This is a genomic window from Flavobacterium piscis, assembly GCF_031457575.1.
GTDB classification, from domain to species: domain Bacteria; phylum Bacteroidota; class Bacteroidia; order Flavobacteriales; family Flavobacteriaceae; genus Flavobacterium; species Flavobacterium piscis_A.
Genome location: NZ_JAVDWQ010000017.1, coordinates 38,107 through 58,160 on the forward strand (window position 1 = coordinate 38,107; position 20,054 = coordinate 58,160).

19 protein-coding genes are annotated in these 20,054 nt (G+C 32.5%); 5 read left to right on the plus strand and 14 right to left on the minus strand.

The genetic code is table 11. The annotated features are described in order from the left end of the window. Positions 1-85: 85 nt before the first annotated feature. Both J2W48_RS19050 and J2W48_RS19055 read right to left on the minus strand, forming a co-directional pair. Positions 86-580 (minus strand): hypothetical protein, encoded by a 495-nt coding sequence (locus J2W48_RS19050; RefSeq protein WP_310283376.1) that lies wholly within the window; start codon positions 578-580, stop codon positions 86-88. A gap of 6 nt (positions 581-586) precedes the next feature. Next, positions 587-3,760 carry a nucleic acid/nucleotide deaminase domain-containing protein gene (locus J2W48_RS19055; RefSeq protein WP_310283377.1) on the minus strand — a complete coding sequence of 1,058 codons (3,174 nt, stop codon included), beginning with the start codon at positions 3,758-3,760 and terminating at the stop codon, positions 587-589. A 476-nt stretch (positions 3,761-4,236) separates the two neighbouring features. Between J2W48_RS19055 and prfA the strand changes: the two genes are divergently transcribed. Continuing rightward, positions 4,237-5,313, plus strand: coding sequence for a peptide chain release factor 1 (prfA, locus tag J2W48_RS19060; RefSeq protein ID WP_310283378.1), 1,077 nt, complete (start codon positions 4,237-4,239; stop codon positions 5,311-5,313). A 324-nt stretch (positions 5,314-5,637) separates the two neighbouring features. Then, positions 5,638-6,969 (plus strand): DUF5723 family protein, encoded by a 1,332-nt coding sequence (locus J2W48_RS19065; RefSeq protein ID WP_310283379.1) that lies wholly within the window; start codon positions 5,638-5,640, stop codon positions 6,967-6,969. A 294-nt stretch (positions 6,970-7,263) separates the two neighbouring features. Here the strand turns inward: J2W48_RS19065 and J2W48_RS19070 are convergent, their stop codons facing one another. The 11 genes from J2W48_RS19070 to J2W48_RS19120 all read right to left on the minus strand — a co-directional run bounded on the left by J2W48_RS19070 (position 7,264) and on the right by J2W48_RS19120 (position 13,659). Then, positions 7,264-7,653 carry a hypothetical protein gene (locus tag J2W48_RS19070; protein WP_310283380.1) on the minus strand — a complete coding sequence of 130 codons (390 nt, stop codon included), beginning with the start codon at positions 7,651-7,653 and terminating at the stop codon, positions 7,264-7,266. Positions 7,654-7,659: 6 nt separating this feature from the next. Further along, positions 7,660-8,043 (minus strand): hypothetical protein, encoded by a 384-nt coding sequence (locus J2W48_RS19075; protein ID WP_310283381.1) that lies wholly within the window; start codon positions 8,041-8,043, stop codon positions 7,660-7,662. Positions 8,044-8,078: 35 nt separating this feature from the next. Further along, complete coding sequence (locus J2W48_RS19080) at positions 8,079-8,363, minus strand: YtxH domain-containing protein (protein ID WP_310283382.1); 285 nt, start codon at positions 8,361-8,363, stop codon at positions 8,079-8,081. Between the two features lie 48 nt (positions 8,364-8,411). Beyond that, positions 8,412-8,564, minus strand: coding sequence for a lmo0937 family membrane protein (locus J2W48_RS19085; RefSeq protein WP_310283383.1), 153 nt, complete (start codon positions 8,562-8,564; stop codon positions 8,412-8,414). Between the two features lie 29 nt (positions 8,565-8,593). Continuing rightward, positions 8,594-9,211 carry a porin family protein gene (locus tag J2W48_RS19090; RefSeq protein ID WP_310283384.1) on the minus strand — a complete coding sequence of 206 codons (618 nt, stop codon included), beginning with the start codon at positions 9,209-9,211 and terminating at the stop codon, positions 8,594-8,596. A 26-nt stretch (positions 9,212-9,237) separates the two neighbouring features. Then, positions 9,238-9,801, minus strand: a complete 564-nt coding sequence (locus tag J2W48_RS19095) for a DUF4142 domain-containing protein (protein ID WP_310283385.1) — start codon at positions 9,799-9,801, stop codon at positions 9,238-9,240. A 136-nt stretch (positions 9,802-9,937) separates the two neighbouring features. Further along, on the minus strand, positions 9,938-11,722 hold the full coding sequence (locus J2W48_RS19100; protein ID WP_310283386.1) for a CHASE3 domain-containing protein: 1,785 nt from the start codon (positions 11,720-11,722) through the stop codon (positions 9,938-9,940). Positions 11,723-11,732: 10 nt separating this feature from the next. Beyond that, on the minus strand, positions 11,733-12,182 hold the full coding sequence (locus tag J2W48_RS19105; protein ID WP_310283387.1) for a response regulator: 450 nt from the start codon (positions 12,180-12,182) through the stop codon (positions 11,733-11,735). Positions 12,183-12,200: 18 nt separating this feature from the next. Further along, positions 12,201-12,752 carry a helix-turn-helix domain-containing protein gene (locus J2W48_RS19110; protein WP_310283388.1) on the minus strand — a complete coding sequence of 184 codons (552 nt, stop codon included), beginning with the start codon at positions 12,750-12,752 and terminating at the stop codon, positions 12,201-12,203. A gap of 148 nt (positions 12,753-12,900) precedes the next feature. Continuing rightward, positions 12,901-13,086: a CsbD family protein gene (locus tag J2W48_RS19115; RefSeq protein WP_310283389.1), complete on the minus strand. Its 186-nt coding sequence runs from the start codon at positions 13,084-13,086 to the stop codon at positions 12,901-12,903. Between the two features lie 99 nt (positions 13,087-13,185). Continuing rightward, on the minus strand, positions 13,186-13,659 hold the full coding sequence (locus tag J2W48_RS19120; protein ID WP_310283390.1) for a Dps family protein: 474 nt from the start codon (positions 13,657-13,659) through the stop codon (positions 13,186-13,188). 163 nt (positions 13,660-13,822) lie between these two features. Here J2W48_RS19120 and J2W48_RS19125 point away from each other — a divergent pair, with 163 nt between their 5' ends. The 3 genes from J2W48_RS19125 to J2W48_RS19135 all read left to right on the plus strand — a co-directional run bounded on the left by J2W48_RS19125 (position 13,823) and on the right by J2W48_RS19135 (position 17,926). Continuing rightward, a complete protein-coding gene (locus J2W48_RS19125) occupies positions 13,823-16,006 on the plus strand; it encodes a DUF5723 family protein (RefSeq protein WP_310283391.1) in 2,184 nt (727 codons plus the stop codon). A gap of 111 nt (positions 16,007-16,117) precedes the next feature. Next, on the plus strand, positions 16,118-16,945 hold the full coding sequence (gene pyrF, locus J2W48_RS19130) for an orotidine-5'-phosphate decarboxylase (RefSeq protein WP_310283392.1): 828 nt from the start codon (positions 16,118-16,120) through the stop codon (positions 16,943-16,945). A 180-nt stretch (positions 16,946-17,125) separates the two neighbouring features. Further along, on the plus strand, positions 17,126-17,926 hold the full coding sequence (locus tag J2W48_RS19135; protein ID WP_310283393.1) for an ABC transporter substrate-binding protein: 801 nt from the start codon (positions 17,126-17,128) through the stop codon (positions 17,924-17,926). A gap of 469 nt (positions 17,927-18,395) precedes the next feature. On the opposite strand, the gene J2W48_RS19140 is transcribed toward J2W48_RS19135, so the two are convergent. Continuing rightward, complete coding sequence (locus J2W48_RS19140) at positions 18,396-19,940, minus strand: hypothetical protein (protein ID WP_310283394.1); 1,545 nt, start codon at positions 19,938-19,940, stop codon at positions 18,396-18,398. Positions 19,941-20,054 lie beyond the last annotated feature (114 nt).

Here is a 20,054-nt window from a genome sequence, read left to right on the forward strand (position 1 = left end):
ATATTTACCTCGCCAGGCAGGAAATTTACCTATACCAAAAGTAACTACTTTTTGAACTACGATAGTTAAAATTCCTGTTCACATATTATATTGCACCCATACTCATTTCGCTGATCAAACTTGCCCAAGCTCCTTTTTCGGTAGCTTCTTTATCTATATCAAATATCATTTCTTTTAACAAACTAGCATATTTTTCGTAGTTACAATTGTCATAATATCCTCCTAATGATTCTGATAAAATTAAACGACGAATAAAAAAATCATATGTAAAGCGACACATTAACGATTTCTCAATACTTGAATTTAAGAAAACTAAATTTTGAATATTATCATAGTTCCATTCGTGGAAAACTTCTTTTGTCTCTATATTAATAATTAGATAATGTTCTGTATTTGTATTGGGGATTTTACCTAATACTAGGTATACTTTATCTTTTAGATATGGTTCAGATAAATAAAGATATTCGTTATATATAATTTTTTTTGGGAGTCCGATTTTTTCAATTATAAAAATGGTATTTTCGTCCAATATTTTTTTTATATTTTCTGCCAAAATAATTTTTTGTCCTCTAAAATTCATAGTTATTTATTTTAAAATTTCTATTAATTCATTATATCTATCTTCCAAAGCTTTCCTCCTTTTTGTAATAACATCAACAGTCGCATTATCACCACCTGGATAATCGTAAGAAAAACTTTTTCCTGCTTTTGGAAAATCGTCGTTGAGCATTTTTTTACAAGCAGATCCTAATTCACATGGTTCTAATTCACTATAAATACGTTTTACAACACTCTTGGAAATGCCATTTTTCTCAAACCAAATTTTCGCCAATTGCTCTGCATGAGTATCATTACCTACTTCAGTAGTAAAAGCTTTTTTAATTAAATTCCCACTAGTATCTAAATATTCGAATACAGCAACATTTCCTCTGTGGTTTGGTACACTTAATGTTTTTCTAAATTTTATAGCAAATTGGCTTAAATCTTCGCTCCCTAAAACGACCTTTTTCAAAGTGTTTGCTACAACATTACCTTCAACCCCATATTTTTCAGGATGTGCCTGCAAATCTTCTAAAGCATCTTCGACTTGTTTTGATGTATATTTACCTCTCCAGGCAGAAAATTTACCTATCCCAAAAGTAACTACTTTTTGAACCAGGATATTTAAAATCCCCAGTTTTATACCGTTTAAAGTACTTTGGCTAATTTCTACCTCTGATATACTTTTTCCGCTTTTTACTTGATTCCAAACATCATCACTAAAACCGACCACAAAACCACTAACACCTGCGCATCCCGTTCCACATTTATTTACCAAAGCAGCTGTTGCACAACTTGTCGCTGCACTTGGCAGGGAAATTTCTTTCATTAATTGTTTCGTTGTAAAGCTTTCTTTTAAATATGTTTTTACAATAGCATTAATACCCATTTGAAACCCTGCATCAAGTGTAAATCCTGTAATACATTCGGTTGCTTTTACGCTCGCTAATGCTTCTACTGAACCTAATCCTAAAGCTCCATAAAAAACCATCTGTCCCATAGCGTCTGCAAACTGGGCTTGTGCAGACACACCTTTGACAATAGTAGTTTTTTGTGTACAAAAAGGGTCTGCCACATCTGGTACAGGATCTTTAAAATAAACCACTACCTCAACTCCAGCTGCATATCCATCAACACTATTAGGAGCGTAGCTTAACCAAAATTTTGTGACTTTTAATTTATTTAATTCTGCATCATTGGTTTCAATCAAAAACAAATTCTGAACCGGATTACTAATACTCCACCCCTTATAATGAGTTATTTTTAAAATTCCTTTTCCTTCATCATAAATAGAAGTCATATATGTCTTGCTACCTGAAACTGATGCCGTCGTTTTTGAAACTTCACTAGCTACTAATTTTAAATAATTAACTTTTTCTGTTGCTAAAAAGGCTACAATACTTTTTAAAGAAGCATCACATTTTTCGCTAAAAAACTTATTTACTTCATCAAAAACTGCGTTTGTTTTTGCTAAATTCTCTTGGTTTTGATTGCCTGACGTTGTATAATTATTAGAAGCCAACTCAACAAAAACTGGATCTAAATCAGCAACTTTTTCCTTTAAGTCCTCAGGAATATCAGGAGCATTTACTAATGTTTTATATTGTTCCTTAGCTTTTTCCAGACCAGTATATATTTCTTTCCAATTCTTATTATAATCTTCTTCACTAGTTGTACCCGCCGCTTTTTGCTTTTCTAATTCATCGGCTTTATTAAAGAGATCAGCTATTTCTTCCAGTAATCCTTTTATATCGTCAATTATTTCTTTTACATCAACAACATTTCCCCATTTCGGATTATAACTTGTTTCTACAACACCACTAATCAATTGATAATCGGTATTGACCACGATGTTATTAAACTCAACTGCAATTTTAGTATCTCCCAGATAAGGCACAACAATATAACCTCGTCCTGAATACGGGCTGTTTTCACCTTGGAGTTCTAAAATAGTTACCGGAAAATCTCCGGCCTTAAACGTTTCGCTTTGTATTAAATTCGTAAGCGGTTTTTGGTTCTGAATATTTATCTGCGGGATAATTCCACAATTATAGGCTGCAACGCCGGTGCTTTCTACAGGTGTCGTAAAAGTGCTGATTCCGGAATAGGTAAACGACTGAACACCTTCAGCTGCGGGATCACAGCTTGAACCTACCCTGAATTGATAGGTAACTCCCGGCTCTAAATTGGTGATTAAACTTTGCGTGTTTAAGCTATTAGTCGAAAACCATTGCGCATTACGAACATCCTGTTTTTTGTATTGTAATTGATAACGAGTGTGTTCCGGTACTCCTTCCCATGTGATTTTTACACTTTTAGAACTTTGGGATTCGCTTAATAAAAAGGTGGGCGCAGCACAGGAAGCGGTATATTTAAACGAATATATCTCGCTGTATCCGTCATTTTTAAAAACAGCATTCTCCGAAAGTCCTGTCGTAGAAATCGCTTTTACACGCCACGCATAACGCAATCCAGGAGTAAGAATGGGCATGCTTACATTATACAGCAAAGCAGTTCCAAAAAGTGTTTCCTCATATAAAACAGGAGACATTTGAAACCCGAATTGAGGATCTAATGTAGGATCAATAAGCTGTTTTAACTCAAATTTATACGATACATTCGTTGCATTTCTCTGGCGCGGTGTCCAGGTAAATAAAATATTCGGAAACTCTGTCGAGGCAATTTGTTCGTTTCGCTGTGGTGTATTTAATAGCGGCGGATCGTTTAAGATCAGGTATAAACTGGCACAGCTTTTTTGTGAGATCTTCTGGTTGGTCACAAAATCGTACATCTCAAAACAAAAGCTATACATGCCTTCGGGTAAGCCATTGGCATATTGCGCGGGAGAAATTCCCTGCAGGTTCTCTAACCTGAAAAGGGCAGAAATATCAGTATTGGTCAGCGTCTGCAATTCACCGCCATTTATAAAAATTGGCCGCTGTCCTTGTATAAAATCGCTGCTTTGTATGTTAAGTCCGTTTCCTTGTATGTACAATTTCAGGCGTACCTGCCTTTGCGATATAGCAATATCAGTAGGATTGATCAGCAACTGCATTTTTGTATCCATGCTGGTAGCATAATCTGATATTTTGACACTGTACGGACTATTAAAAACTGGTGTTAACTGCACCGGATATAATTGGGCGTATGCATCCCCCCAGCCCCCGAAGGGGGAGCAAAAAAGAGTAAATAATATTATATTTTTGAAAAAGTTCTTCATTTTTAATAGATGATAAAATTTAAAAATAAGTTAATTTATATTGATTTATAACTATTTTTTGCGTTTTTGAAAAGCAACGCAATCTTACAAAATATTTATTAAATTAAAGCGGGTAAATTTTAATAAATTATTAGAATATCTATTCAAGACAGATAAATTAACACCGAAAAAACCGATTAAAAATGAATTTATCAAACATAATTTCTTTAAGTCACAAAACCTTACGGAAAGCCGTAAAATCTTCTTTTGGAAAACAAAACTCCTAGCCCTGATAGAAGCTATATCCCTTTTTGGTAAACTGAAACATCTAATTCAACCATAACTTTCTGCCTAAAAAGATATAGCGGATAGCAGGAATCAGCTCCTGAAAACATCATAATTCCATTAAAAATTCTAGCTAAAAAACTCAAATAGGTAATGATAGAATTTTCAACAAAAATTTCGTAAATTTGCACTCCAATAAAAGGAATTAGAAAATGTTAGATAGACTTCAAATAGTAAAACAGCGTTTTGACGAGATTTCGGATTTGATTATCCAGCCGGATGTTATTTCTGATCAGAAACGTTATGTGCAATTGAATCAGGAGTACAAAAACCTGAAAGCATTGGCTGAAAAGCGTGATGAATACGTGCTTTTGATGGCTAATATAGAGGAGGCAAACGAAATTATTGCGGATGGAAGTGATGCTGATATGACCGAGATGGCCAAAATGCAGCTAGACGAAGCAAAGGAAAGATTGCCTGAACTGGAGGAAGAAATTAAGTTTATGCTGATCCCTAAAGATCCTGAAGATGCTAAAAACGTGATGGTGGAGATTCGTGCCGGAACGGGTGGGGATGAAGCGAGTATTTTTGCCGGGGATTTGTTTAGAATGTATACTAAATATTGTGAGAACCAAGGCTGGAGAACTTCGGTTGTCGATATGAACGAAGGAACTTCGGGAGGATTTAAAGAGGTTATTTTTGAGGTTTCGGGAGAAGATGTTTACGGAACTTTGAAGTTTGAAGCGGGCGTTCACCGCGTTCAGCGTGTTCCTCAAACGGAGACTCAGGGTCGTGTACATACATCTGCAGCTACTGTAATGGTTTTACCGGAAGCGGAAGAGTTTGATGTACAGATTGATATGAACGATGTTCGAGTAGATTTCTTCTGTTCATCTGGACCTGGAGGACAATCGGTTAATACAACGAAATCTGCTGTACGTTTAACGCACATTCCAACCGGATTGGTGGCGCAATGTCAGGATCAGAAATCACAGCATAAAAATAAAGATAAAGCCTTAGGCGTTTTACGTTCCCGTTTATACGAACAGGAACTGGCCAAGAAAGAAGCCGAAGATGCTACAAAACGTACCTCTCAGGTAAGTTCTGGTGACCGTTCGGCTAAGATTCGTACGTACAACTACGCTCAGGGGCGTGTAACTGATCACAGGGTTGGTTTGACTTTATACGATTTAGGAAATATCATGAATGGTGATATCCAGAAAATTGTTGCCGAGTTACAATTGGTGAACAATATGGAGAAACTGAAAGAAGCTTCTGAGGTATTTTAAAATAAGCTGCTAAGGTTCTAAGGGCCTAAGCTGCTAAGAATTTAAAAAGAGACTGTTTTGCGAGATGCAAAACAGTCTCTTTTTTTTGAGATTGAGAAGAAGGCTTGCGGCATTTCTATTTGGAGTTTTTTTTCTTAGAAACTTAGCAACTTAGAATCTTAGAACCTTTTAAAAAAACTGAAAGAAGCTTCTGAATTATCACTTAAATAGTAAAACTTAACTAATCTACAATTAGTTAAGTTTTTTTTATGGCTTTTTTTTAGAATATTTGCATGCCTGTATAAATGTAAAAAGGCATACTAACTAACTGTTTAAAAATAATTTATGAAAAAAACTTTACTAATTTATTGCTTTTTAGGGAGCATATTTTATGCTCAGGGACAATCGTATTTTGGGTTTCGGGATGATAATTATGCCGGAATTCAGGGAGCTTTATTCAATCCGTCTGCTATTGTAGATTCAAAATACAAAGCCGATGTTACTTTGTTTTCTGTGAGTTCAACGGGACAAAATGATTTGTATGGTGTTAATTTTGCCGAGGTGCTGGATGGGGGATATGACCTTGAGGCACAGGGAAAGAAAGACATTAAAACGAACAATAGAGGGAATTTTAATGTAGATATTTTAGGGCCTTCCTTTATGATGAATATTACACCAAAACATAGTATAGCTCTTTTTACCCGGGTAAGAAGCATAACCAATCTTATTGATGTAAACGGAAAGCTGATTGATGAACTTAATCAGGATATTGATGCATCGAACAGTTTTTTGATTACTGGAGGAACCCCCAATGCCGTTAGCAATTCCTGGGCAGAAATTGGAGCGGGCTATGGCGCTATATTACTGGATAAGGATGAACATTTTATAAAAGGCGGTATTACATTTAAATATTTAATGGCAGGTGTAAACGGTTATATCAACGGAAAAGACCTGAGTATTGCATTCAATAAAAATGATATTGATCCGGCTTTGAGTGAATATAACACTACCGGTACATTAAAAACGTCTGCAAGTTATGATTATGAAAATGGAAAAGACCCTGAGTTTGATGCCACATCAGCAGGTTTAGGCATTGATTTAGGCTTTACCTACGAGTATCGTGGCAACTGTCATACCTGTGTTGGAAACCGATATAAATTGAAAGCTGCAGTAGCTGTAACTGATATTGGCAAGCTTAACTATAAAAATACTGTCGAGAATACTTACGATCTTACAGGAAGTGTTACCCAGGATGATATTGATGATGCAGATGATATTTTTGAGTTTTTCGATGCTAATTATGCAATTACTTCTTCACGAAAAGGGGTAAAAGCAAATTTGCCAACGGCTCTCCATACCAATTTTGACTGGAACATAGACAATAAATTTTATTTGAATTTGAGTGGTGATTTTGGATTGGTAAGTGCAGAAAAAGTGAATGCAACTGCAATTTCTAATTCGGTTACATTTACACCGCGATATGAAACCAGACAATTTAGCTTTTATATTCCGGTGACCTGGATGAAATACAGCGGTACTCAAATAGGAACAGGTTTTAGGGCTGGTCCTTTATTTATAGGTTCGGGGTCCCTTGTTTCTAATTTATTTTCGAACAATTCAAAAGGTATTAATCTGTATGTTGGTTTAAAACTTCCAATCTATCAAAATTATAAATAACAATTTGTTAAGTTTAGACTTCTTTATTGTTCAGCCATAATTTAATGCAAAAAAGCAAAGTTTACAAGAGTAGACTTTGCTTTTTCTTCTAAGGCTCTAATTGAATAATTAGATTTATAGTGAAGTATTAACTGTTTAACCGTTTGTTATAGCAGAAACGTATAAACGAGTTAGATACCTAAAAATACTCTTGTATATTCAAAACATTTGTAGAAATTAGAGTAAATGTGCACACCATTTTTTATTATTATTTCGTTTATCTTTTCCATAATATTTTTAATTTAGTTGAGACAATTACTTTTCCCATGCATTTTGTTTTGGTAATGATTCTTCTTGCTGAGATTCATGATGTGATGGTTTAGAAACCAGCGTTGTTACGGCAAGTTGCAAAATTGAACCAATGATGTTCTTAAAAGTTGAGTTGGTTTTTCCGATTACTATTTTTTTAGCCAGGTAACCTATTCCAATGCTTATAGCTGATTGGGCAAGATCACTCTTGAAACCTACGGCTTCATTGACTTCTTCAACCGTGTTTCGGATCAAATTAAGAGGTTTTAAATTCTCTTTAAGTTCTTTAATTTCATCTTTGATTGCAATCCAGTCCAAATCTTGTCGAATTTCTGTTTCGCGAATCATCTGATTTAATCTTTCTACATCAAAAACATTTCCTTTAACAGTCCCCATAACAGTTTAATTTAGAGTTTGATCAGTTTCGTTTAAATCAGTTTTAGTTTCCTTTAAAATACTGGAAATAACCAGATTTCCAATTGGAGTTTTAATTAGTGAATGTTGAAAAGTATGTAATACGATTGCAACAATCAGATAAAATCCTGCCAGGATAAAAAAACCATAGTAATATTCTCCAAGTTCTTTTCCAATCCATAAACTTAATCCAATATTTAGAAACAAGGTAAAAAATGCAACAACAGCGCCAACAGCTATTTTCGATGTTATTGTTGAAAGAACATCTGCCGATGCAGATACTGTTCTGAGTTTAACTAATTCTAAACTCGTTCTGGTATAGTTTTCAGCTTTTTCAAAGATGTTTTCGTTTGTTGTTGCATTAGTTTCCATAATAAGGTGTATTTATGATTAAAAATTTCACTTTTTTAATAGTTAGTTTTTACAGTTTTAGCTTCATCTTTAGCAGCATTAAACTCATCTTTTACCTGATTGAATTTAGCTTTACCCTCTTCAATGATATCTTTTCCATTTGTACTTAATGTACTTATGATACCATCCACTTTTTCTTTAAGGTTATCACTGTAATCTTTTGATTTATCTTTGATTTTTTTTCTTGTATTTGATCCTTTGTCCGGTGCAAATAAAACTCCGATAAATGCTCCTGCAGCTGCAGCTCCTAAAATTCCTAAAATTGTGTTACTCGTTTTCATAATATTTGATTTAAATGATTAATATAATTTGTTTTTAATAATTACTTTTTAAATTCCTCGACCTTTAATAAGTCTGAATAGTATTGCGATAACGGCAATTACTAATAAAATATGGATAATACCTCCTGCGCTGTATACAAAGAACCCTAAAGCCCAAAGAATAACAAGGATAACTGCAATTGTGTATAATAAATTTGACATGGTGTTAATTATTTATGGTTAATAATTGATTAATTTAATTTGTATGACAAGTATAAAGACAGATTGCTGTTTTTTAAATCTGATGAATTGTCACCATCCTTAACGATCGTTGTTAATCCATAGTTGTAACGCAATCCAACACTTAAAGGGTTAAAGTCCAATCCAATACCGGCAGCAAGACCAGCATCAAATTTGTTGAAATCATCAGTGTCATATTCGTTTTCAAAATCAAGAGGCCCTTCACCTGTAACTTTAGAACTCACTAGATAAGATGCATATCCCCCAGCATGTATATTAAACATTCTGGTAATGTTTACTCTTACTAACAGAGGAAGTTCAATATAGTTTAATTTGAATTTAATTTTTTGATTATCACCAGGATTGTCAAACTCTAATTCTGAACCCCTTGTCGTGAAAAGTAATTCGGGTTGTATGGCAATAAAATCAGATACTGGCAACGTCGCATAAACACCGGCATTAAAACCGAATAATACATTGTTGTCGTCTGCATCATCTTTATAAAAGTTTGACATGTTTAGTCCTCCTTTAATACCAAACTCAGTAGTTACGTTATCGTCCTGTGCGTGAAGCATTCCAAATGAAGCTGTCATAAAAAGGGCTAAGGCGTATAAAAAATTTGATTTCATAATTTTAAAATTTAATTAATAATTGGTTATAAGTTTGTTTGAATTTTTTTTGCCTCTCTTAAAAGCTCGTATTGTTTGGGTAAATAATAAAGAACTAATTTTAAAATTGACGCATCCTGCGTTTCTTTAGCAATGGATTCAAATAATTTAATTTGCTCTGATAAAGATTTTACTATCGAACTGATGTACGCTTTATCAAATTTCACATTAACGGTATCAATCAAATTATATAAGTCATCGTTTGCAACTGTTGAACTAACTTCAGTGGTTATAATCAATTTTTTTAGGGCTTCTTTATTAATTTCCTGTAATAACAGATTTTGATTGTTTTCTATTATTGTACTGATTTCCCTGACTGAGTTTTTTAAACTTTTATGTTGCGCCAACTGACTTTTTGCAATAATCGATTTAGTTACATTTGATGCTGCAATAAAAAAGTAAGCTTCTTTTTCTTCCTTGCTGTTTTTTGTAAGAACGTCTTTTTTAGTTGTTGTCTTTTCAATTGGTTCATTCTTTTTACAGGATAAAAATGAGCCTAATATTATCACTATAAAGCCTGTTTTTAAAAATGATGTATTTGATAAAGGCATTATTTAATTGTTACTTCATTACTACATTACAAAGATGCTAAGCAATCATAAGTTTTACTTTACAGCATAAAAAAGAAACGTTATATAATTCCCATTATGGGTTTATATAACGTTTTATAAGGCATTTTTAAAGGATTTATTCAGGAAGATATACCGTAAAAACAGAACCTTGATTAATGGCACTATCAGCAATAATATAACCTTTATGGTTCTCTACTATTTTTTTGCAGATGGCGAGCCCAATTCCGGTTCCGGGGAACTCTGTTTTTGAATGTAAGCGTTGAAATAATACAAAAACGGTTTCCCTGAACTGAGGATCAAATCCCATTCCGTTATCTCTAAAAGTAATTTTATGATATTTCTTTATAGACTGATCTAATAATTCCGGATTATCAGCTGATAAAACTTTTTCAGATTCAATATTAATTTCCGGGATCAAATCTGGTTGGCTGTATTTTAAGGAATTTCCAATAAGGTTGATAAAAAGCTGTTCTATCTGATAAGGTATAACTAATAGTTTAGGTAATTTGGAAACGGATATTTTTGCTTTTTTATCCTCAATAACCTCGGCTAATTCTACAATTGCATTCTCAAACAAATCATTTAGGTTTGATTTGATAAATTCCTTTTTAGTAGTGTTCGTTCGTGAAAATAGTAATAAGTCATCAATTAAAACCCGCATTCTTTTGGCTGAAGTTTCAATTTTAGTAATATATTCCTTTGCGCTATCAGATATTATAGCCCTGTCAGCATCAGAAACCCTGGAAATAAAAGTTTGAATTTTTCTTAGGGGCTCTTGCAAATCATGACTTGCAACATGATTGAATGACGCTAATTCCTGATTGCTTTTTTCTAGTTCTTTATTACGCTCCTGAAGCTTTATGTTTAATAAATGCTCGTCTGTAATGTCAAAATTAATGCCGAGTAAAATTTTACTGCCTTGTTTATCAATTAAAAGTTTTCCTGTAGATTTAAAATGTCTCACCTGATTATCTTTACGGATCACTTTATAATAAATAAAAGGAAGGTGTTTATTATCAATAATACCTTGCATAGATTCTTCGATTGCTTCTTTATCCTCGGGATGTACAAAATCTAAAAAACTTTCCTTATTAGGAACAAATGATTTAGGTTCTACTCCTAAAAGACGGAATTGATTATCAGAATAATCAATTTTGTCTGTGTCCAGGTCCCATTGCCAGGTACTGAACTTTCCAATCGCCTCAGATTCGGTCATAAGACCTGAGGAGATTAAAAGTTTTTTATTATAAATTTTTAATCGGACAATATCCTTACTGATTTGTCTGTAAGCAAGTAAAATAAAAGTTAATGCAGCTAAAAATAAAGAGATTGAAAATAATGGTCCTAGTGAAATTTCCTCATCGTATTTTTTTAAGCTTTTCTCTAAAAACTTTTTCTCGATATCATTCATTTTATCAACCTGAAAACGAATATTTTCCATTAAAATCCGACCGCCAAACATATGGTTGTCCAATTTTCTTTTATCGTAGGTTCTGGGTTCGCTGTATTTTAAACAATTTTCAAACGAAACGTACCGTTGAATGATTAATTTGAATAGCTTTTTGAGGTTTTCCTGTTGTTTCGGACTGTTTTCTGTAAGTTTTTTTAAGGTAATAAAAGATGTATTCACTTTATCCCGTGAAAAAAGATAGGGTGCAAGGAAACGGCTGTTTCGGGTTATCATGTAACCACGCTGACCCGTTTCGGCATCTTTTATTGCCGACATCAATTGTTCTAACTGAATGTTAATTTCATACGTATGCATTACCAATTTACTGGATTCATTTAAATCCTGATTGTGTTTGTATGCAATCGATGAAAGAAACAATAAAATGAAAATGGCTATTATAAAAATAACCCTCAATGATCCTGAAGAATTAAAATTAGGTATCCATTTCATTATAATTCAATTATTTTAGGCTTAGCAAGAAATTATCCCGGTTTAATCCTGAAGTATGATAATGCCAGTTTAAGGTTACGACCTCATTTATTATCTTTTTTAAGGCATTAAAATCACTTGGTTTTTTAATATAGATATTGGCTCCATGAATAAAAGTATCCTCAATATCCTCATCAGAAGATGATGTAGAATAAATAGCAATAATTAAATTTTTTAAATGCTCTGTTTTTTTAATTTCAATCAAACATTCTTTCCCTGTTTTTTTTGGCATATTCAAATCCAGAAATAAAATGTCAGGCAATTTAGTATCAGGATTCATCAAATGCTCCATTAATTGTAAACCATCGAAAACAAACTCAACTTTGGTTTGTACTTTTACTTCTTCAAAAGCATCCTTAAAAAAAAGACGATCATCTTCATCGTCATCAGCTAATAAAATATGTAATGCGTTTTTTTGCATTGATATGGGTGTTTGGGTTTATTTTAAATTTTCTCTTCGTTTTTTAATAATTCTTAAAAATGAAGATGGGGTTATTCCGGTTGTATTTTTAAATTGAGTGCTCAAATGGGCAACACTTGAATAATTAAGTAAAAAAGCAATTTCAGTCAGGCTCATTTCATTAATAAGCATCAATTGTTTAGCTCTTTCAATTTTTTGTATGATTATAAAGTTTTCAATAGAGGAATAGGTTACCTCAGAAAAAACATTCGACAAATAACCATAACTATGATTTAACTTATCAGCCAGATACGCAGAGCTTTTATAATTATTATTATCATCAGTATAAACTAACTCAATAATAGCATCTTTTATTTTTTGAACTAAAACGCTTTTTTGATTTTCTACAACTTCGAAACCAAAAGGACTTAATTTTTTTTTAAGTTCTTCTAATGCATCTATACTAAGATTTTCCTCAAGTTCAATTTCTCCAAACCCCAAAGAAGAAAAATTTAGATTTTGTTCTTCCAGTTTTTCTTTTAAGTAAAGAGAGCAAATTGTGTTGATGTCAAATTTTATAAATAGTTTCATTTTTTTTAAATATGGCTAAAGATAATTAATTTATTTTTTGTTTTTGGATTTAATATAAGCTTTTAAGCAACTGAAAACATTAATGTTTGAAAATCAAAAAAATACCGCCTAAATAAATTAGGCGGTACACTGGTAAATTTGAAAGGATTTACAAATCTGAAAAAATTTGCTTCAATTCTTCTTTTGTCTTTCCTAATTTTTGCTGAAGTTTTCCGTACATTTCGTCTTCTTTTCCTTCGGCAAACATTAAATCGTCATCAGTTAAATCAGCATACTTTTGTTTCAGTTTCCCTTTCAACTCGTTCCAGTTTCCTTTTATTTCAGTAGTGTTCATAATGTATTTTTTTTAATTGAATTGTAAATTTCCGATTTTATTCAGGTAAATCCATTACATGTATTTATTGAAATATTATATAATTCACAGATTATTGTTTTAGACCAGATAACGTCTTAGAATCCATGCCATTTTTTCGTGCTGTTGCAATAATCCTGTAACAAAATCTGAAGATCCAACATCATGGCTTTCTCCTTCAAAAACAGGAATATAATCCCTGAATTCTGTAATAAGTTGCTCATGGTCCTGTAAAAGTTCTTCAAGCATATTTTTTTGTGAAACGTATTCTTTTGGAGATTCTTTGAGAGTTGAATTTTCAATAAATTCTGTCATGGTTCCAATAGTTTTTTCTCCAAGCTGACTAATACGTTCTGCTACTTCATCAATATTATTTTCCAGAACTCGGTATTGGTCTTCAAATAATTTATGCAGTTCCATAAAACTATTTCCAGAAATATTCCAGTGAAATTTTCTTGTTTTTACATATAACGTCATTTCGTTTGATAAAATTGTGGCTAATATAGTTGTGCTTTTCTTTAAATTCTTTGTTGAAATTCCAATATTTGGGATCATAAATTAATTGATTTTATGTTTGTTACAAAATTAAAAGACAGACTTGTTTTTTTTCTTACATAATTTATTGCAGATGTTATATGAATTCAATGTTTTGATAACTTATTATCAATTGTAATGTTGTAGTTTTGCCGCCAACTTAAACCCTAAAATTCAAATTTTAATGAAAAAACAATTACTCATTTTGTTAATTTTAATCAACTCATTCGCGTCTAAGGCGCAATCTTATTTAGGCTATTTTCACGATAACTATGCCGGTGTACAAAGTGTCCTTTTTAATCCTGCATCTATAGCTGACTCTCGTTTTAAAACTGATATAAACTTGTTTTCCTTGAGCGGATCGGTAGGGAATGACTTATATGGCGTTAGACTTTTTGATGTTTATAAAGATGGCTATGATTTTGATAGTCAGGCTAAAGTCACACCTACATTCAATAATAACGGTATTGTTAACTTTGATATCATGGGGCCGTCATTTATGTTTAATATTGCTCCAAAACATACGTTGGCAGTATTTACAAGGGCCAGAACACTTACTAATTTAAGAAATTTTAATGGAAATCTGATAGATCAGGTTAAAGACGGTTTAGATGAATCTGAAAGTTTTAACCTTAATGGAGGTAATCCAAATGGCGCTACAAATTCATGGGGAGAATTAGGAATTTCCTATGCTGCAGTTTTATATCAAAACAAGCAGCATTTCTTAAAAGGAGGTTTAACTGCAAAATACTTGCAAGGTGGTGTTAATGGTTATATTCAGGGGAAGAATGTTGATGTAACTTTTACAGAGAATGTAATTAATCCTAAAGATGGAATTTTAACCACAAAAGGGGAACTTACTATTGGTGCAAGCCAGGATTTTGAAACTAATGAAGACTATGAATTTGATATTAATTCAAGCGGATTTGGTCTTGACTTAGGGTTTGTTTATGAGTGGAGACCTGATTATGATAAATACGATTTAAATAATGCGAAACCAGCTGATAATAACTTCAGGGATTTAAACAAGTATAAATTACGTTTTGGATTATCTGTTACTGACATTGGTTCTATAAATTATAAAAAATCAAGGCTTGATACCTACAATATAGATGGAAATGTTACTCAACAAATGATTGAGGACGCAGATAATTTATACGATTTCTTAAATGATAATTATACTCCTGTTTCTACTTCAAAAGGAGTAAAAACAAATTTGCCAACCGCACTTCATGCTGATGTAGACTGGAATATGTATAATAAATTTTACCTGAACCTTAATGGGGATATTAGTATGGTTAATAATACCAAATTAAACGGAACCAGTATTGCTGACAGAGTAAGTTTAACGCCTCGTTATGAGAGCCGGTGGTTTAGTTTTTATGTGCCGATGACCTGGATGGAATACAGCGGAATGCAGGTTGGATCAGGATTACGTGTCGGGGCTTTCTTTATTGGTTCTGGTTCTGTAATTACCAATTTAGTTTCAAAAGAATCTAAAGCAGTCGATTTTCATTTGGGAGTTAAAATCCCGGTTTATCAGAAGAAATTTAAAGACAGAGACGAAGATGGTGTAATAGATAAGGATGATGCTTGCCCTAAAGTTGCAGGTCCTGCAGAAAATAACGGATGCCCTTGGCCTGATACAGACGGTGATAAAGTTTTTGATAAAGATGATGTTTGCCCTAAAATTGCAGGTCCGGTTGAAAATAAGGGTTGTCCTTGGAAAGATTCTGATGGAGATACATTGCTTGATAACGTTGATGCTTGCCCGGCAATTGCAGGTCCGGTAGAAAACAAAGGTTGTCCGTGGCCAGATACAGACGGAGATACAGTTTTAGATAAAGATGATGCCTGTCCTGATGTTCCTGGTTTGGTAGAAAATAAAGGATGCCCGGATTTAGATGCCGATAAAGATGGTGTTTTAGATAAAGATGATGAGTGCCCGCTAATTGCCGGTTCTGCAGACAACAAAGGTTGTCCTAAGGTTACAAAAGCTATATTAGAACAATTGAAAGTAGAAGCAAAATCTATTTTCTTCGTAACAGGTAAAGCTACTTTAAGTGATGCTAATAAAGGTGAAACTTTAGGAAGATTAGATGCTATTAAGGAGATTTTGAGAAATTATCCGAATGCTAAATTTGCAATTAACGGTCATACAGATAATGTAGGAAATGCTAAGGCTAACCAAAAATTATCAGAAGCCAGGGCAAAAGTTGTTATGGATGCTTTGATTGAAAAAGGTGTCAACCCTTCTAATTTAACTTCACAAGGTTTTGGAGCATCAAAACCGGTTAAGTCTAATAAAACGGCTGCAGGAAGAGCTGAAAACAGAAGAACAGAAATTGTATATTTAGGTAATTTATAATCTAAATACAATATAAAACCAAAAAGCCATTCTTAATTGAATGGCTTTTTTTATTTTTGCCTACTTTCTAAAAAATAATTTCTTTGAATTAGAAGAACTAAAAAATCAAGAATGACAACACAACAACTACACGAACAAATTCTTCTGAAAAAATCATTTTTATGCGTTGGCTTAGATCCGGATTTAACTAAAATACCCACACATTTATTAGAAACCGAAGATCCTGTTTTCGAATTCAATAAAGCCATAATTGATGCCACACATGACTTGACTGTAGGATACAAACCCAATACTGCTTTTTTTGAAGCGTATGGCATAAAAGGATGGATGTCTTTACAGAAAACGATCAATTATATTAACGAAAACTATCCTGATATTTTTACCATAGCCGATGCAAAACGTGGCGATATCGGAAATACTTCAAGCATGTATGCAAAAGCTTTTTTTGAAGATTTAAATTTTGATAGTGTAACTGTTGCTCCTTACATGGGCAAAGATTCAATTGAGCCATTTTTAGCTTTCGAAAATAAACATACTATCATGTTGGCTTTAACGTCTAATGAAGGGGCTTTTGATTTTCAAACCCTAATTACAAACGGAAAAGAATTATACAAACAGGTTTTAGAAACTTCTAAAACATGGAAAAACAGCCATAACTTAATGTATGTTGTTGGCGCAACCAAAGCAGAGTATTTTGCAGAAATTAGAAAAATTGTTCCGGACAGTTTCTTGTTAGTTCCTGGAATTGGCGCCCAGGGCGGAAGTTTGTCAGAAGTATGCAAATACGGAATGAATGACAAAATTGGATTACTTGTAAATTCTGCAAGAGCGATTATTTATGCTTCTAAAGGAACTGATTTTGCAGAAAAGGCAAGAGAAGAAGCATTGAAAGTGCAACAGGAAATGGAAGGAATTCTTAGTTTCAGGTTTCAGGTTTAAAGTTTCAGGTTGCCTGACTTTGAACATAATTTTTCTACCACAGAGATTCGCAAAGTTTTTTCACAGAGATTCACCATGTTAAATTATTTCCTTTGTGCAACTTTTGTGAATCTCTAGTGTAAAAAAACGAAATTCAACAAACTTCAATCCTGAAACAAAAAAACTTGAAACTTCAAAAACATGAAACAACTCACAGATCAGCTCGGTACCATACATGCTTTTAGTATATCACCAAAACGCATTATTTCGTTAGTACCGTCTCAAACAGAATTACTTTATGATTTAGGTTTAGAAGAAAAGATTATCGGAATTACTAAATTCTGTGTGCATCCGTATCATCTAAAATCTACGAAAAAGGTTGTTGGAGGAACCAAGAAAGTTCATTTAGAGAAAATTAGATTATTGCAGCCGGATATTATCATTTGTAATAAAGAAGAAAATACTCTTGATATTGTGGAGCAATTAAGTGCCATTTGTACTGTGTGGGTAACTAATATTATTTCTATTGAAGATAATTTTCAAATGATCTCAGACTTTGGACAACTTTTTAATTGCAGGACCGAAGCACAAAAATGGAATAATAAATTGAGTTTTGCTTTAAACGATTTCAAAAAATATGTTCAGGATATTTCCCTTAAAAAAGCAGCTTATTTTATTTGGAAAGATCCTTATATGGTTGCCGGAAATGATACGTATATAAATGAATTATTAAAACTCAATCATTTTCAGAATATATACGCAGACAAAGGCCGTTATCCGGAAATTGAACTCAAAAAAATGCGATTGGAAGGAGATCCTGATTTGGTATTTCTTTCTTCAGAACCTTATCCTTTTAAGGAAGAAGATGCTTTCGAAATAGGTCGTTTTACCCATCATGCCAAAACTATTTTTGTAGATGGCGAAATGTTTTCCTGGCATGGAAGCCGATTATTAAAAGCTTTTCCCTACTTTAAAATTTTACACGAAAGATTAAAGGATTAACTCTGCGTTTTGTTCAGGTATCAGGTTTTGGATTATGCATTCTGTAACCGCAGCTTTAGATAAAGCAGGATTCTTCGTGAAACTTTACGGAAAATCTTAGTGAATTTAGCAATAAGCCTTTGTTCAAAGTAAAGTAACCTGAAGCCTGTAGCAAAGAAAACCTGAAACAAGTTGTGCAAAAAAGAATGCCGACATCTAAAAGACGCCGGCATCATTTAACTAACCAAAACCAAAATAATAAATAACCAGTTTATTACATTACAAAGGTCAGGTATATTTAAAGGTTTTGCTGTTAAGGTTTTGTTATTACTTTGTTGAGCATAAGTTAAGATTTTTTAAGATGCCTTTTTGAGCTTTCTGTGGCATAAAATAACTTTTGTTAGATTGTGTAACATTAGAAATTGTTTTAAAACTAAATAAAAAATGACTTAAAAGCGAAATCGGATAGAAATTTATCGGGTTTTCATGTTTAACGACTATTTAGTTTTGCTTTCTCTCTCATGACATCAGCAATTTTTCGGTTTTCTATTTTGCTTTCCAGCCAGGAAATAATATCTAAATATAAAAAAGCTCTTTTTTCATAAGTATTTTTTTCCAATTCAATAAAACGCTGACGCATCTTTATAAATTCTTTTTTGATATCGGCAGGATAAAAATTATTCAGGTTTTTCAGAAACTTAATAATTTCCTTTTGGACTTCATGTAAATCATTCATTTTCAATAAAAACTTATAAGTGTTTTTAAGATGATTTTCTAAATAATAATCTTTACCTAACTCGTAATGAACGATTAATGATAAGATGCGGGCAAAGCACATTAAGTCCTCGCGCATCGTTAAATTTTTATTATTGATGATCTTATCGAGGTAATAGATTGATTCATTATATTTTTCATTTCCAAAGTAAATACAGGCAATTTTATAATAAAACAACATTTCATGATGTTCATCAAGATGTTCGTTGTGTAATTTTATTTTTTCTAAAATTACAGGAATTAAATATTCGCTTTCAGCAAAAGTTCCTTCCAGGATATGAAAATTTAACTTGTTGTTGTAGACATATAAAAATGAAAGTGAGGCAATATTATCGTTTACCGGAAATTTAGGATCCTGAATAGTTTCTTCTAAAAGAGTTAAATATTTTTTGAAATTCGATATATATTTCAACATATAAAGAGACTCTAAAAAATAATGATTTCCTTTTAGAAAAAATACAGGATTCTGGTAAATCATATTCGGATTATCATAAAAAAGTCTTACCCATTTATAAGCATATTTGTAACTCGCCAGAAAATCCTGAACCAGAAAACTCCGCCATAAATTAGCATTATAAAACCAATATTTTTCGCGGAAGCCAAACTTGCTCTCATCTAGCTTTGATATATGTTTATTAAAGTAATCATCGATATATTTATATTCTTCATCGCTTTTTACATAACCGGTTTTCAGCATAATTCCGTACAATTGAAGGGACAAATTCGATAATTTGCTTGAAATGGTATTGCGGTAATTTAATTCTTTGGCCTGTACAACCAATTCATCCGCGCGTCCCTGAATACTTCGTGTAATATATTGTGATTCAATTAGCTTTTCAAATTCTACAATTTCATACGCCATTAATTTTTCGTCATTCTCAAGTGCAAGAATTTTAGTTTTATCCAAAATTTTCAAACTCTGTTTGTATAACCCTTTATTATACAGAATAACAGCAAAATCAATTTGTTCACGCAATTGGTATCGGATATTCTGACTTGGGATATTTAATCGGATGCTAACTAAAATTTGTTTGTATAAATATGATTTTAAGTTAGATAGTTGTACTTTTTTGATGATTCCACTCTTTAAGATAAGTTTTTCATCGTAAGTCTCAGACTTATCTAAGATATTAAATAATTCAATGAATTTGGTATTAGAACTCGTTTCTAAACGGCTTGCAAAAATTTTGAACTGTCTTTTTTCTGATTTAGAAAGAGATTTGATTAGAACAAATAAGAAATCTTTTTGATGGTTAGCCATTGTAAAATATAATAATATAACTTATTGATTTTCAATTATTTAATCACTTATAAATTGTTTTATGAACAGTATAATTTCATTAAAATGAATTTCATACTGAAGAAGTACAATATA